15 protein-coding genes are annotated in these 14,721 nt (G+C 72.5%); 5 read left to right on the top strand and 10 right to left on the bottom strand.

Features of this window, described 5'->3' with window-relative positions; genetic code table 11:
- Positions 1-17: 17 nt before the first annotated feature.
- From EV190_RS01880 to EV190_RS01890, 3 genes are read left to right on the top strand one after another with little or no spacing between them, the layout of a single operon-like run.
- Positions 18-2,069 (top strand): VWA domain-containing protein, encoded by a 2,052-nt coding sequence (locus EV190_RS01880; RefSeq protein WP_133739640.1) that lies wholly within the window; start codon positions 18-20, stop codon positions 2,067-2,069.
- Positions 2,069-2,683: a cob(I)yrinic acid a,c-diamide adenosyltransferase gene (gene cobO, locus EV190_RS01885; RefSeq protein WP_133739641.1), complete on the top strand. Its 615-nt coding sequence runs from the start codon at positions 2,069-2,071 to the stop codon at positions 2,681-2,683. The genes EV190_RS01880 and cobO overlap by 1 nt, the downstream gene beginning before the upstream one ends.
- A complete protein-coding gene (locus EV190_RS01890) occupies positions 2,673-4,097 on the top strand; it encodes a cobyrinate a,c-diamide synthase (protein WP_243742273.1) in 1,425 nt (474 codons plus the stop codon). The genes cobO and EV190_RS01890 overlap by 11 nt, the downstream gene beginning before the upstream one ends.
- A 46-nt stretch (positions 4,098-4,143) precedes the next feature.
- Here the strand turns inward: EV190_RS01890 and EV190_RS01895 are convergent, their stop codons facing one another.
- From EV190_RS01895 to ectA, 9 genes are all read right to left on the bottom strand, one after another.
- Entirely contained in the window at positions 4,144-4,926 is a 783-nt protein-coding gene (locus EV190_RS01895) for a cobalt-precorrin-6A reductase (protein WP_133739642.1), read from the bottom strand.
- A gap of 95 nt (positions 4,927-5,021) precedes the next feature.
- Positions 5,022-5,837, bottom strand: coding sequence for an ectoine/hydroxyectoine ABC transporter ATP-binding protein EhuA (gene ehuA, locus EV190_RS01900; protein ID WP_133739643.1), 816 nt, complete (start codon positions 5,835-5,837; stop codon positions 5,022-5,024).
- On the bottom strand, positions 5,824-6,462 hold the full coding sequence (gene ehuD / locus EV190_RS01905) for an ectoine/hydroxyectoine ABC transporter permease subunit EhuD (RefSeq protein WP_133739644.1): 639 nt from the start codon (positions 6,460-6,462) through the stop codon (positions 5,824-5,826). The genes ehuA and ehuD overlap by 14 nt, the downstream gene beginning before the upstream one ends.
- The gene (ehuC, locus tag EV190_RS01910) at positions 6,462-7,187 is read right to left on the bottom strand and encodes an ectoine/hydroxyectoine ABC transporter permease subunit EhuC (RefSeq protein ID WP_133739645.1); all 726 of its coding nucleotides are present in this window, start codon (positions 7,185-7,187) and stop codon (positions 6,462-6,464) included. The genes ehuD and ehuC overlap by 1 nt, the downstream gene beginning before the upstream one ends.
- Before the next feature lie 15 nt (positions 7,188-7,202).
- Positions 7,203-8,093: an ectoine/hydroxyectoine ABC transporter substrate-binding protein EhuB gene (gene ehuB / locus EV190_RS01915; protein ID WP_133739646.1), complete on the bottom strand. Its 891-nt coding sequence runs from the start codon at positions 8,091-8,093 to the stop codon at positions 7,203-7,205.
- 313 nt (positions 8,094-8,406) lie between these two features.
- Complete coding sequence (gene thpD, locus EV190_RS01920) at positions 8,407-9,318, bottom strand: ectoine hydroxylase (protein ID WP_133739647.1); 912 nt, start codon at positions 9,316-9,318, stop codon at positions 8,407-8,409.
- A 105-nt stretch (positions 9,319-9,423) separates the two neighbouring features.
- The gene (locus EV190_RS01925) at positions 9,424-9,828 is read right to left on the bottom strand and encodes an ectoine synthase (protein ID WP_133739648.1); all 405 of its coding nucleotides are present in this window, start codon (positions 9,826-9,828) and stop codon (positions 9,424-9,426) included.
- Between the two features lie 65 nt (positions 9,829-9,893).
- On the bottom strand, positions 9,894-11,159 hold the full coding sequence (gene ectB, locus EV190_RS01930; RefSeq protein WP_133739649.1) for a diaminobutyrate--2-oxoglutarate transaminase: 1,266 nt from the start codon (positions 11,157-11,159) through the stop codon (positions 9,894-9,896).
- A 56-nt stretch (positions 11,160-11,215) separates the two neighbouring features.
- Entirely contained in the window at positions 11,216-11,695 is a 480-nt protein-coding gene (gene ectA, locus EV190_RS01935; RefSeq protein ID WP_133740116.1) for a diaminobutyrate acetyltransferase, read from the bottom strand.
- A 752-nt stretch (positions 11,696-12,447) separates the two neighbouring features.
- Between ectA and EV190_RS01945 the strand changes: the two genes are divergently transcribed.
- Positions 12,448-12,714, top strand: coding sequence for a WhiB family transcriptional regulator (locus EV190_RS01945; protein WP_133739650.1), 267 nt, complete (start codon positions 12,448-12,450; stop codon positions 12,712-12,714).
- Positions 12,715-12,847: 133 nt separating this feature from the next.
- Positions 12,848-13,459: a copper resistance CopC family protein gene (locus EV190_RS01950; RefSeq protein ID WP_243742274.1), complete on the top strand. Its 612-nt coding sequence runs from the start codon at positions 12,848-12,850 to the stop codon at positions 13,457-13,459.
- A gap of 64 nt (positions 13,460-13,523) precedes the next feature.
- Here EV190_RS01950 and EV190_RS01955 read toward each other — a convergent pair whose 3' ends face one another.
- On the bottom strand, positions 13,524-14,285 hold the full coding sequence (locus tag EV190_RS01955; protein WP_133739652.1) for a PP2C family protein-serine/threonine phosphatase: 762 nt from the start codon (positions 14,283-14,285) through the stop codon (positions 13,524-13,526).
- Between the last annotated feature and the right edge of the window lie 436 nt (positions 14,286-14,721).

Consider the following 14,721-nt stretch of genomic DNA (forward strand, 5'->3'; position numbering starts at 1 on the left):
GATCCCAGCGGGAGCCTGTGGAGGACAGTGTGCACGTGTACCCGTTCAGCGCCGTCGTCGGATCCGACGACCTGGTGCTCGCCCTGACCCTGGCCGGTGTCAGCCCCGAGATCGGGGGCGTCCTGGTCCGGGGGGAGAAGGGCACCGCGAAGTCGACGGCGGTGCGCGCGCAGGCCGCCCTGCTCCCCCCCGTCACGGCGGTCGACGGCTGCCGGTTCTCCTGCGACCCCGCCGCCCCCGACCCCGGCTGCCCGGACGGTCCGCACGCCCCCTCCGCCCCGGCCTCCGGCCGCCCGGCGCGGCTCGTCGAACTGCCGGTGGGCGCGGGCGAGGACCGGGTGATCGGCTCCCTGCACCTGGGGAAGGCGCTGTCCGGCGGCTCGGTCGAGTACGAGCCCGGCCTGCTGGCGCGCGCCCACCGGGGCGTCCTCTACGTCGACGAGGTCAACCTGCTGCACGACCACCTCGTGGACCTCCTGCTCGACGCGGCGGCCATGGGCCGCGCCACCGTGGAGCGCGACGGGGTGTCGGTCTCCCACGCCGCCCGGTTCTGCCTGGTGGGCACGATGAACCCCGAGGAGGGCGAGCTGCGTCCGCAGCTGCTGGACCGCTTCGGCCTGTCGGTGGACGTCGCCGCCCCCCGCGACCCCGCGCTGCGGGTGGAGATCGTCCGGCGCAGGCTCGCGTTCGACGCCGACCCCGAGGGCTTCCGCGCCGCGCACGCCGACGCCGAGCGGGAGCTGTCCCTGCGGATCGCCGCCGCGCGCGCCCTGCTCCCCGACGTGGTGCTCGACGACGACGCGCTGCTGTCCATCGCGCGGGTGTGCGCCGCGTTCGACGTGGACGGCATGCGCGCCGACCTGGTCTGCGCCCGCGCCGCCGCGGCCCACGCCGCCTGGTGCGGCCGCGACCGGGTCACCCGGGAGGACGTGCGCGCCGCCGCCCGCCTCGCCCTGCCGCACCGGCGCAGGCGCACCCCCCTCGACGGCCTCGACGGACCCGGCGCGGACGACCTTCTCGACGAGGTCCTCGGCGACGACCCGCCGCCCGAACCGGACCCCGGACCGGACGGCCCCGGCGGCTCCCCCGGTCCCGACGGCCCGACCGGTCCCGACGGCCCGGACGGCCCCGCCGAATCGGCGTCCGCCGACGAGCCCGGTTCCGCCGCGCCGGACACCCGGTCGGGCGGCGCCGAGCCCCGGCCCGACAGCCCGGCCCCGGTGTCCACGGCCGCCCCGGAGGACGCCTACCGCACCCGGCTGTTCACCGTCGCGGGCACCGGCAAGGGCGTGCTCGGCCGCCGCTCGCGCGCCGTCACCACGTCCGGGCGCACCGTCGGGGACGTCCCCGCGGACCGGGGCTCCGGTCCGGTGCACCTGGCGGCGACGATCCGGTCCGCGGCGGCGCGCGCCGCGGCGCCCGCGCGCCGCTCCGGCCGCCTGGCGATCGTGCCCGACGACCTGCGCCGGAGCGTGCGCGAGGGCCGCGAGTCCAACCTGGTGCTGCTGTGCGTGGACGCCTCGGGCTCCATGGCCGCCCGCCGGCGCATGACCCAGGTCAAGACCGCCGTGCTGTCCCTGCTCATGGACGCCTACCGGCGCCGCGACAAGGTGGGGCTGGTGACCTTCCGGAACCGGGAGGCAGTCCTGGCCCTGCCGCCCACCGGATCGGTGGACGTGGCGGCGGCCCGGCTGCGGGAGCTGCCCGCAGGGGGCCGCACCCCGCTCGCCGAAGGGCTGCTGGAGGCGTCCGAGGTCCTGCGGCGGGAGCGGCTGCGCGACCCCGACCGGCGGGCCCTGCTCGTGGTCGTGACCGACGGCCGGGCCACCGCCGGACCCGACGCGCTCGCCAGGTCCCTGCGCGCCGCCGACCACGTCGCCGCCGAGCACGTGGCCCGCGACGGGTTGTCGGTGCTGGTCGTCGACTCCGAGACCGGCCGCTTCCGGATGGGGCTGGCCGCCGTGCTCGCGGGGCGGCTGGGAGCCGAGTACACGCACGTCGGCGAGGTCAGCGCCGAGTCCATCACGAGCGCCGTCACCGGCGCCGCAGCGAGGGGACGGGCCGCCTGATGCCGAAGGGACAGCCGGAGTCCGTGCCCGACGACGGGCTGACCACCCGCCAGCGCCGCAACCGGCCGCTGGTCATGGTGCACACCGGGGACGGCAAGGGGAAGTCCACCGCCGCGTTCGGCCTGGCGCTGCGCGGCTGGAACCAGGGCTGGAACGTCGCGGTGTTCCAGTTCGTGAAGTCCGCGAAGTGGCGCCTCGGAGAGCAGACCGCCTTCGAGGCGCTGGCGGGGCTGCACGCCGAGAAGGGCGTCGGCGGCCCCGTCGAGTGGCACAAGATGGGCTCGGGGTGGTCGTGGTCCCGCAAGGCGGGCACCGAGGACGACCACGCCGCGGACGCCGTGGAGGGGTGGGCGGAGATCAAGCGCCGCATCGCCGCCCAGGAGCACGACCTGTACCTCCTCGACGAGTTCACCTACCCCGTCAACTGGGGCTGGATCGACGTGGACGACGTCGTGGAGACGCTGCGCGGCCGCCCCGGCCACCAGCACGTGGTGATCACCGGCCGCCGCGCGCACCCCGCGATCCTGGAGGCCGCCGACCTGGTCACGGAGATGACGAAGGTCAGACACCCCATGGACGCCGGGCAGAAGGGCCAGCGCGGCATTGAGTGGTGAGGACCCGGCGGGCGGCCCGCTGACGCCCCTGCCCCGGCTGGTCGTCGCCGCGCCCGCGTCGGGGCACGGCAAGACCACCGTGGCGACCGGGCTCATGGCCGCGCTGCGCGCCGCCGGGCACGAGGTGTCCGGGCACAAGGTGGGCCCGGACTACATCGACCCCGGCTACCACGCCCTCGCCACGGGGCGCCCCGGCCGCAACCTCGACGCCCACCTGCACGGCGAGGCGCTGCTGGCCCCGCTGCTGCTGCACGGGGCGCGGACCCCCAGGCCCGCGGACATCGCCGTGGTCGAGGGGGTCATGGGCCTGTACGACGGGCGGATCGGCGGGCGCGGCTTCGCGTCCACCGCGCACGTGGCCACGCTCCTGGACGCCCCCGTGGTGCTGGTGGTGGACATCTCGCACGCGTCGCGGTCGATCGCGGCGGTGGTCGCGGGCATGGCCGCGTTCGACCGCCGGGTGCGCCTCGCCGGGGTCGTCCTCAACAAGGCCGGTTCCGACCGCCACGCCGGGGAGGTGGTGTCCGCGCTGGAGGAGATCGGCGTGCCGGTGCTGGGGACGCTGCGCCGCGACGACGGGATCGCCGCCCCGTCGCGGCACCTGGGCCTGGTGCCCGCGCAGGAGCGCTCCGACGCGGCCGCGTCCCTGGACCGGCTCGCCGCGCGGATCGCCGAGCGGGTGGACCTGGCGGCGGTCGTGCGCGTCGCCCGGAGCGCCCCGCCTCTGCGCGCGGCGGCGTGGTCGCCCGAGGCCGCGCTCGCCGGGGCGGGCGCGCCCGCCCCGGGCGGGGACGGGACCGGACCGGTGGTGGCCGTGGCGGGCGGGCGGGCCTTCACCTTCCGCTACGCCGAGACCGAGGAGCTGCTGCGCGCCGCCGGCTGCCGGCCGGTGGCGTTCGACCCCGCGGCCGACCCCGCCCTGCCCGAGGGCACCGCCGGGATCTACCTGGGCGGCGGCTTCCCCGAGGTGCACGCCGCCGACCTGTCCGCGAACACCGCGATGCGCGCGGCCCTGCTCGACGCCGTGCGCGGCGGGGTCCCCACGGTCGCCGAGTGCGCGGGGCTGCTGTACCTGTGCCGCGAGGTCGACGGGACGCCCATGGTGGGCGCCCTCGACGCGTCGGCGCGGATGACGCCCCGGCTGGCGCTGTCCTACCACGAGGCGCGCGCGGACCGGGAGACGCTGCTGGCCCCGGCGGGGGCGCGGGTTCCCGGGCACGAGTTCCACCGCACCCGCGTCGCGGCGCCGGGCTCCGGCGGGGACCCGGCCTGGCTGCTCGGCGACCGCCCCGACGGCTTCTCCGCCGACCCCGCCCGGACCGGCCGCCCCACCCTGCACGCCTCCTACCTGCACACCCACTGGGCGGGATACCCGGAGGCCGCCGCCCGCTTCGCCGCTTCCCTCTCCCGTTGATCGTGGCCCTTTCGGGGTCTCGACCGACTCCGAGACCCCGGAAAGGTCACGATCGGCGGGGAAGGGCGGCGGTGAGCCACTCCAGGGCCCGCGGCACCGTCTCGACCACCGCGTGGGGGCCGGAGGCGTACCGGGGGCGGCGCACGACCACCACGGACACGCCCGCCTCCCGGGCGGCGTCCAGCTTGGCGCGGGTGTGGGAGCCCCCGGAGTCCTTGGTGACCAGCACGTCGATCCGGTGCCCGGCCATGAGCGCCCGCTCGCCCTCGACGGTGTAGGGGCCCCGGTCCCGCAGCAGGGTCCAGGCGGGCGGCAGTCCGACGTCCACGGCCTCGACCACGCGGGCCAGCACCGCGTGCGCGGCCAGCGGCCCGGTGAAGTGGTGCAGGGCCTGGCGGCCCGTGGTCAGGAAGACGCTCCGGCCCAGCGCGGCGGCGCGCACCGCGGCCTGGTCGTGGTCGTCGACCCAGGTCCAGCGCGCGGCGCCGGGGTCGGCCGCCCAGCCGGGCCTGGCCAGGCGCAGCAGCGGGACACCGGCCCGCGCGCACGCCTCCACCGCGTTGCCGGAGATCCGGGCGGCGAAGGGGTGGGTGGCGTCGACCACCGCCGCGATCCCGTCGCCGTCCAGGAACCGGGCCAGCCCGTCCACTCCCCCGAAGCCGCCGATCCGGACCCCGCCGACGGGGAGCCTCGGCTCGCTGACCCGCCCCGCGAGGGAGGACAGCACCGGGACCCCGGCGCCGACGAGCGCGGACGCCAGCGCCCGCGCCTCCGCCGTGCCGCCGAGGACGAGCACCGTTCCCGTTCCGGTCCCGTGTCCAGCCGTCATCCGCCCCGCTCCCTCGCCCCGCCGTGGTCCCGTGATTCTGGCGCATCCCGCGCGGACCGGCGCCGCCGGGGTCGCGGGCCCCGGCGGGCGGCGGCTCAGCCGTGGTCGAGGACCGCGTGCAGGAACGTCCTGGTGCGCTCCTCGCGGGGGTCGCCGAAGATCTGCTCGGGCGGCCCCTCCTCGACGATCTTGCCCTGGTCGAACATCAGCACCCGGTGCGAGACGTCCCGGGCGAAGTGCATCTCGTGCGTGACGCAGAGCATCGTGATGTCGGTGCTCTCGGCGATGCCGCGCAGCACGTCCAGGACGCCGCTGACCAGTTCGGGGTCGAGCGCGGAGGTGACCTCGTCCAGCAGCAGGATCTCCGGGCGCATGGCCAGCGCCCGCGCGATGGCCACCCGCTGCTGCTGGCCGCCGGACAGCCGCGTGGGGTGGGCGTCGATCTTCTCGCCCAGCCCCACCAGGTCGAGCAGTTCCTCGGCCCGCTGGTTCGCCTCGTCCCGGGAGACGCCCAGGCTGTGGATCGGCCCCTCGGTGACGTTCTGCCGGACGGTCATGTTCGGGAACAGGTTGAACTGCTGGAACACCATCCCGATCCGCTTGCGCACCTCGCGCTGGTGCTTCTCGCCGGCCCGGACCAGGCCGCCCTTCCCGCGCATGTGGCTGAGGGGTTCGCCGTTGACCCAGATGACGCCGCCGGTGACCTTCTCCAACGTCATCAGCAGCCGCAGGATGGTCGTCTTGCCCGAACCGCTCGGGCCGATCAGGGTCACCCTCTCGCCCGCGTCGACGGTGAAGTCGAGTTCGTCGAGCACGGTGTTGGCGCCGAACCGCTTGACGACGCCGTCGAAGCGGATGAGCGGGCCGCCCGCGCCGGGCGCCCCGCCGGGGAGAAGGTCAGACTGCGGCATAGCGTCGCTCCAGTCGTCGGATCAGAACGGCCGAGGGCACGCTCACCAGAAGGAAGAACAGGCCGACCAGCGTCATCGCCTCCAGGTAGCGGAAGTACACCCCGCCGATCCTGGACGCCTGGTACATCAGCTCGCCGACCGTGATCGCGAACAGCAGGGGGGTGTCCTTGAACATGGCGATCAGGTAGTTGCCGAGCGCCGGGATCACCCTGCGGACCGCCTGCGGCAGCACCACCGCGCCCCAGGTGCGGTGCGCGGGCAGGCTCAGCGCCCTGGACGCCTCCCACTGCCCCGGCGGCACCCCCTCGATCCCCGAGCGGTACACCTCGGCGGTGTAGGCGGCGTAGTGCACGCCCAGCACGAGGAAGCCGATCGTGAACGCGGAGATCCCGCCCGGCGCCAGGGTGAAGACGAACACCAGCTGCACCAGCAGCGGGGTGCACCGGATGAACTCCATGACCGCGTGCAGCAGGGGCCCGACGACCGGGACCCGGCGCACCAGCGCCACGGCCAGGCCCAGGACGAGCGCCAGCGCGTAGCCCAGGACGGTGGCCTGGACCGTGACGACCAGGCCGCTGAGCAGGTCCGGGATGATCCTCCCGGTGAACTCCCAGTCCCACGCCATTACCGGCCTCCCCCTGTCGCGGTGACGGGCGGCGGCCGGAGCAGGGCCAGCAGCCCGCTCCCCCCTTCGGGGGCGCGGCCCAGCCGCCGGTTCGCCCGGCGCTCCAGCAGGCGCACGCCCAGGATCAGCGCCTGCGCGATCACGAAGTACATGACCAGGGCGCTGCTGAAGGCGAGGATGGTCTCACCGGTGGCGGACCGCTGTTCCTGGGCCACCCGGGTCAGGTCGGTGACGCCGATCAGCGACACGATGGCGGTCGCCTTCATCAGCTCGATGACCAGGTTTCCGAAGGTGGGCAGCATCTGCGCCCACGCCTGCGGCAGGACCACCGACCAGGTGCGGCGCGCCCACGACATGTTGAGCGCGATGGTCGCCTCGATCTGGGCCCGGGGCACCGCGTTGACCGCGCCCCGCACCACCTCGGCCCCGTAGGCGCCGATGTTCAGGCCCAGGGCGAGGATCGCGGCGAACATCGGGTCGAATTCGTAGGGGGTGAGCTGGGGGATCGCGAACGCCATCCAGTACATCAGGACCAGCGCGGCGATCCCGCGGAACGTCTCGGTGTAAAAGGTGGCGACACCGCGCGCGACCGGGTTGCGCATGGTGCCGAGAACGCCGACGGCCATGGCCAGGACGAAGGCGAGCGCGGCGCCGATCAGCGTGATCGTGAGGGTGACGCCGGCCCCGCTCAGGTAGAGCGGGAACCGGTCGATGAAGAATTCCACGTCAGAGGCCGTCCGTCAGCCCTGGCAGAGCTGCTCGGTGGTGAGGTCGCCGGGCAGCTCGGCCTCGGTGAACCCGAACGGCTCCATGGTCTGGAGCAGCTGCCCGTTCTCCTTGAACTCGGCCAGGACCCGGTTGACCTCGGCGAGGAGTTCGGTGTCGGCGGGGCGGAAGGCGAGCGCCCCGGCGGGGGTGACCTCCTCCCCGTCCACGACGGGGGTGAACCCCTCGGTGACCTCGAAGTCGCCGCCGTGCTGCTCCATGAGCCGGTTGAGCGAGATGGTGCTCAGGCCCACCGCCTGGACCCGGCCGTTCTCCAGCAGCTCGTAGGCGGTGACCTGGTTGTCGACCGTCTCGATCTGGTCGGCGGGCACGCCCGCGCCCTCGGCGTAGCCCTGCTCCACCGAGGCGTTGAGCACCGCCACCTTCACGTCAGGGTTCGACGCGATGTCCTCGAACGTGGCGAGTCCGTCGGGGTTTCCCGCGGGCACGAGGAACGCCTGGAGGATCCGGTAGTCCGGCTCGGCGAACGCGACCTCGGCGCAGCGCTCGGGGGTGACGTACATCCCCGCCGCCACGGCGTCGTACCGGCCGGCCTTCAGGCCGGGGACGAGCCCGTCCCAGGCCACCGACTCGGCCCGGACCTCCCCGACCCCCAGCTCCGAGAAGATCGCGCGGAGCAGCTCGGGCGAGGACCCGGTCACCTCGCCGTCGTCGCCGATGTAGCCGAACGGCGCCTCGTTGTTGATCGCCACCCGGATGAACCCCTGCTCGCGCAGGCTCTCCAGGGTCACGGTCTCCTCCGTGCGGGAGCAGGAGGCCAGAGCAGGAGCCAGCGCGACCGCGGCCAGGCCGATACCACCCGCCCGGAACAGGCCCCGGCGACCCAGCGATCCGTTGTTCGTCATAGTTGTTTCGCTCCTTCTCGGGGCGTCGCGGGGCTTGTGGGCCCTCTGTCGCACGCCCTATGGGGGGTGTGTCGGCTTCCCGGACGGGCGCGCCCCCTGCGCGCGGGGTCGTGACCGGCCCGTCCGGAACACCTGGTCGGACGCGCGGGTCCGATGATTCCTGCCTGCGTTCCCGATCAGATCGGGACAAAACTCGATAAATCTGGACTTCGGGGCCACATCCGGCCCCGAAGTCCTCATTCATCGACGTCCTCGCAGGTGAAAACGGCTCCGCGCCCCGTCCCGGACGTCCGGGACGGGGCGCGTCCGGCTCCTACCCCACCGGGGTGAAGTCACGGGAGCCGAGGAATTCCGGCCGGGGAGACGGCGCGGAGAACGGCTCCCCGCAGGTGTTCTCCACGCTGTTGAAGACGATGAACACGTTCGAGCGCGGGAACGGCGTGATGTTGCCGTTCGACCCGTGCATGCAGTTGGAGTCGAACATGATCGCCCCTCCCGCCGGACCGGTCAGCACGTCGATCCCGCGCTTGTCCGCGAGGATCGAGAGGCTGCCCTGGTCCGGCGTGCCGATCTCCTGCTTGGTCAGGGAGGCCTGGTAGTGCCCCTCCGGGGTCTCCCCCACGCACGAGACGAAGGTCTTGTGCGAGCCCGGCATGATCATCAGCGCGCCGTTGTGCGCGTAGTTCTCGGTGAGCGCGATGGAGATGCTGACCGCGCGCATCCGCGGCATCCCGTCCTCGGCGTGCCAGGTCTCGAAGTCGGAGTGCCAGTAGAAGTCGGTCCCCGTGAAGCCCGGCTTGTAGTTGACCCTGCTCTGGTGCACGTAGACGTCGGAGCCGAGGATCTGCCGGGCGCGGCCCACCACCCGGGGGTCGCGCACCAGCGCGGCGAAGTGCTCGCTGATCTTGTGCACGTCGAAGACGGAGCGGACCTCGTCGGACTTGCGCTCGACGACGACGCGTTCGTCGCGCCTGAGTTCGGGGTCCTCGCTCAGCCGCTTGAGCTCGGCCCGGCTGTCGGCCAGCTCCTCCGCGGTCAGGAGCTGGTCGATCTGGAGATAGCCCTTGTCCTCGTAGCCGTCGAGGGTGGCCCGGTCGATCGGCCCCTCGGCGGCGTCACCCCAGACCACCGGGTCCCTGCGGTAGAGGAGCGCGGGCTCCGTCGTCTTGCGGGTCGGGTATTCGTCGGTAGTCGGTTGCGCGAAGTCGGTCGTCAGAGCAGTCATGCCGCTTCCTCCTGCGGGTCTCCTCGCCTGCGTTCGGTCATCCGCACCCGGTGGGCCGCGCCCCGTCCCGAAGGGCGGGGCGCGGCCCGGATGCGGGGTACTTCCCTACGCGCCCGTCGCGGGCTCCTCCGTGATCAACGGGTACACGCCGTTCTCGTCGTGCACCTCTCGGCCGGTGACGGGCGGGTTGAACACGCACAGCACGCGGAAGTCCGTCTTGGGCCTGACGGTGTGGTGCTCGTGCCCGTTGAGCAGGTAGAGCGTGCCGGGCGTGATCAGGTGCGTCTCGCCGGTCTCGTCGTTGGTGACCTCGGCCTCGCCCTCGATGCAGTGCACGAGCTCGATGTGGTTGGCGTACCACATCGACGTCTCGGTGCCCGCGTACAGGACGGTCTCGTGGAACGAGAATCCGACCCCGTCCCTGGCCAGGACGATTCGCCGGCTGCGCCAGGTCTCCGCCCGGACGTCGGCCTCGGTTCCGTCGATGTCGGCAAGACTGCGCACGATCAAGGTTTTCGTCTCCTTGGAAGGTTCGGTAATCGGGAAATCGCGGTGCGCGACTGACTACTACCCGGTCAGGCGGGCTGCGGCACCCTCACGACGGCACGAACCGAGTCGGCGAGGATCTCCAGGCCCTCCTCCAGCTCGTCGACCGTGGTGGTCAGGGCCGGCAGCAGTTTGGCGACCTCGTCCTCGGGGCCGGAGGTCTCCATGAGCAGGCCGCGCTCGAACGCCGCGGCGCACACCGCCTTGGCGACGCCCTCCTCGGGGAAGGCGATGCCGCGCGCCATGCCCCTGCCGCGCGTGTGCGCGCCGGTGTCGGCGTGGTCGGCGGCGATCGCGTCGAGCCGCTCGCCGATCAGGGCGCCCTTCGCGAGGGTCTCCTTCTCGAAGACCTCGTCCCGCCAGTAGGCGTCGAGCGTCGCCGTGCCGGTGACGAAGGCGGGGTTGAACCCGCGGAAGGTGCCGTTGTGCTCGCCCGGCTCCCACACGTCCAGTTCGCGCCGGAACAGGGTCAGCGCCATGGGCAGGCCGTAACCGCTGACCGACTTGGACAGGGTGACGATGTCCGGGGTGATCCCGGCCGACTCGAAGCTGAAGAACGGCCCGGTGCGCCCGCAGCCCATCTGGATGTCGTCGACGATGAGCAGGATGCCGTACTCCCGGCACAGCGCGGACAGGCCGCGCAGCCACCCCGCGCTGGCGACGTTGATGCCGCCCTCGCCCTGGACCGTCTCCACGATGACCGCGGCGGGCTTGTCCAGGCCGCTGCCGCTGTCCTCCAGGAGACTGCGCAGCCACAGGAAGTCGGGGGTCTGGCCGTCCATGTAGTTGTCGAACGGCATGGTGGCGGTGTGGCCGAGCGGAACGCCCGCGCCGCCGCGCTTCATGGAGTTGCCGGTGACGGCGAGCGCCCCCAGCGTCATGCCGTGGAAGCCGTTGGTGAAGCTGATGACGGTCTCCCGCCCGGTGTACTTGCGGGCGAGTTTGAGGGCCGCCTCGACGGCGTTGTTGCCCGCGGGGCCGGGGAACTGCACCTTGTAGTCCAGGCCCCGGGGCTCCAGGACCACCTCGCCGAACGTTTTCAGGAAGTCCCGTTTGGCGACGGTGTACGCGTCCAGGCTGTGCACGATCGAGTCGTTGACCAGGTAGTCCACCAGCGCGGACTTGAGCACGGGGTTGTTGTGCCCGTAGTTGAGCGAGCCCGCCCCGGCGAAGAAGTCGAGGTAGGGGCGGCCCGACTCGTCGTGGACGCGGCTGCCGCGCGCCTTGTCGAAGACGGTCGGCCAGCTTCGGCAGTAGCTGCGGACTTCGGACTCGAGGTGGGAGAAGGTCTCCATCAAGGGTCTCCTTGGGATCGGTGCGGGCACGGGGACGGTCGGGATCGGACGCGCTGTCAGCGCAGGGGTCCGATGCGGACCAGGTCCTCCGCCTCGTGGGCGTCGTGTGTCCCGGCCGGGAAGTGCCCGCGCTCGAACAGCGGGGTCCAGGAAAGGTCGGCCGCGCGGTCGCGTGCGAACGAGGCGAAGAGCGCGCGGGAGGCGGCGTTGTCAGGAGTGACCGTCGCCTCCAGGCGCCGGATACCGCGTTCGGTGACGCGGTCGCCGATGTGGTCGAGCATTCTGCGGGCCAGGCGGCGCCCCCGGAAGGCGGGGTCCACCGCGACCTGCCACAGGAAGTAGGTGTCGGGGTTGTCGGGTCGTACGTAACCGGTGACGAACCCGCGCAGAGCGCCCGTGTGGTCGCGTGCCACGACCGTCGTCGCGGCGAAGTCGCGGCACCACAGCACGTAGGCGTAGGGCGAGTTCACGTCGAGTCCGGAATCGCGGGCCAGACGCCAGAGGTGCCGTCCATCGTCGAGCGAAGGCGACTCCAGCGAGACGTCATCACCGCCGAGGGATGCCCTCAGGTGGTCACTATCGGTCGCGTCGTCGTCCCGGCCTGCGGTATGGATTCTTTGGTGAGGCACGTCGAAGGACCATAGCGAACCTTCCTGAGCAGCGATTTCACGAAAATCGCGGGAAATGTTTCATCGCCGCCCCGTCGGGTAAATCAAGTCCCTTTGTCCGGATTCGTCACTTTGTGCCACGTCTCGGGGCGGCGCGGGCGTCTCCGCGCGACCGTTGCGGACCCCATGCCCACCAGGAGATACGGAGGCCCCGGACGGCACCTCCCGAACATCCCGTGTGTGAACGGGCTCTCATCGGGCAGTCCGGAACCCATCTAAACATGAAGAGGTCCAAGCGAATTTTAAGGGTGTCTTAGGTCACACGAATTCGGGCCAAAGGCCCAAGCAGGAACAAGGCCGCCCGGCCGGCCCGCCGCCGCCCCAAGGGCTTCCGCCCCTGGCGCCCCGGCGCGGCCCCCTCCCCGGCCCGGCGTCCGCCCGACCCTCCCCCTTGAAAGTCGTCCCGTTTTTTCGCAGACTTTGCGTAGTACGACCGAACGTAGTACTACAATCGGTCGAGACGCGCTGAAGCGTCCTGAGCCCGCACGTCCGGGCCGATTCTTCGCGCGTGCGTCAGCTGCACAGCGGCCCGCGGAGTCAGCCGACCGCCGAGGCCCGCCGCCCCCGCGACACTTTCGCCGCGAAGGGCAAGGACACGAGCCAGGGAACGGAGGCGCCTGGTGAACCGCCTTTACCACGAGAGCGAAGACTGGGTCCAGCAGGGTGCGTGCCGAAGGTACGACCCCGAATTGTTCTTCCCGGTGAGCACCACCGGCCCCGGGCGCCACGACGCGGAGCTCGCCAAGGCCGTCTGCCGCAGTTGTACTGTTCGCCAGGAGTGCCTGCGGTGGGCGCTGCGCGCCGGGGAGGCGCATGGAGTGTGGGGGGCCACCACCCCCGAGGAACGCCGCTACATGCGCCGGGAGCTGCTGCCCGCGGCAAGCTGATCCGCCGCGCAGCCGCGAGGAGCCGCCGGGGCCGTCCGACCCCGGCGGCTTCTTCCGTCCCCGGCCCCTGGGGCGGGGCCGTCCGGGAGAGGGCATGATGCACGACGAGAACCGAACGCAGAAGGGTCCCCTGATGACGACCACGTCCACCGGCCGCCGCCTACGCACGCTGTTCACCGGCATCACGGCCGCCGCGCTGCTGGGGGTCGGCCTCGCTCCCGCCGCCCAGGCGCACAACACGCTGATCTCCTCGTCCCCCGAGGACGGCGCCACGCTCGACGCCGTTCCCGACGAGGTGGTGCTGACCTTCAACGCCGATGTCAACGACGGCGGCAACGGCATCGTCGTCACCGGCCCCGACGGCGCCGACCACGCCGAAGGGGAGGTCGAGCTGGACGGACCGGAGGCCTCCATCGCGATCGCGCCGCTGACCGAGGCCGGCGAGTACACCATCGACTACCGGATCGTCTCCGCCGACGGCCACCCCCTGTCGGACACCCTCACCTTCACCCTGGACGAGGCCGCCGTCCCCGAACCGGTCGAGAGCGAACCGGCTCCGGCCGGGGAGGAGCCCGCCGGGGAGGAGCCCGCGGCCTCCCCCGCCGCCGACGAGGCCCCGGCCGACCCGCTGTCGCCGACCGGCCCCCTGGGGCCCGTGGTCGGCGTCCTGGGCGGCGTCGCCGCGATCGCGCTGGTCGCCATCGTGATCATCCGGATCCGCAGGCGCCCCGGCTCCGGGAAGTGACGCCGAACGCGACGGGCTCCCCCTCGAAAGGGGGAGCCCGTCGTGTTCGGTCCGGGTCCGGAGTTCAGCCCCGGCGCGCGAGCAGGATGCTGATGTTGTCCCGGCCGGAGGCGTCCATCGCGGCTTTCCACAGGTTGTAGACGGCGGCGTCGTCGCTGCCCGCGTCCGCGATGATGCGCTCCATGTCCTCCAGCGCCACGAGGTCGGACAGCCCGTCGCTGCACATCAGCCACGCGCCCGGTCCCGGTTCGGGGTCCTGCCCCACGTGCGGGACCATCGCGGTGTTGCCGCTGCCGCCGAGGGACTGGGTGATGAAGTTCGTGGTCACCGGGCGGCCGTCCTCCGAGGGGGGCAGCGCCGGGGAGTCGTCCTCCGACAGCTGGATCAGCTTGGAGTCCTGGAGGCGGTAGGTGCGGGAGTCCCCCACGTTGAACCAGTAGTTCGAGTCCTGGGTCAGCAGCATCCCCGCGACCGTGGTGCCCATGCCGGAGAACTCCACGTGCTGGCCGGCGTGCTCCTTGATCTCCTCGTCGATGTGCTTCAGCAGCAGGTCCACCGACTCGGGACCGGTCAGCTGGGGGCCGCTCTCGGCCATCCGGTGCACCGCGTGCTCGGAAGCGATCTCCCCGGCCGCGTGCCCGCCTAGACCATCGGCGACCGCGAGGATGACGGGGTCAGCGATGGGCAGCCAGCAGTGTGCCGGTGCGTTCATCTCAGCGCCCGCGACCGTGAGGGCGCCCAAGACCACGGCGTCCTCATTGGCCTGGCGGACAGCGCCCCTGTGCGTGAGGGCCGTGACCTCGACTGCCCCACCAGCGACACCCATGCGCCCTACCTCCTGTTTCATCGGCATCAACTGCCGAACAGTGCCAAGCGGCGCCTCATCCGGACGGTGGTTGAGACGCGTTGATCATGTAACCGTATCGGCGGACGGTCGGCCGTGGTCGAAACCCGGGTACATCATGACGGAAATCGCCCTGGTGCGCAGTCCCCGTAGACAATCCCGACGATTCAGCCGGGATTCGGCGAACGTCCGACCAAGGTCTCGACGAGAGGGGGTTCGGGGCGGCACCCGCCGCGCGGGTTCGGGAAGCCCCCGGTGTCGCGCTGATCGTCCCAAGAGGACCGGCCACCTCCCTCACCGCCGGTGCGCCCGGCGCTTCCACCTGTTCTCCAAGGCCACCGGAACCCCTGCGGAGGCGTTCAAGCGGCTCCCGTGTCCGTATGACGCCGCGAGGGACCGAATAGTTCGCGATTTCGGG

It is taken from the genome of Actinorugispora endophytica, assembly GCF_004363075.1.
Lineage (GTDB): Bacteria > Actinomycetota > Actinomycetes > Streptosporangiales > Streptosporangiaceae > Actinorugispora > Actinorugispora endophytica.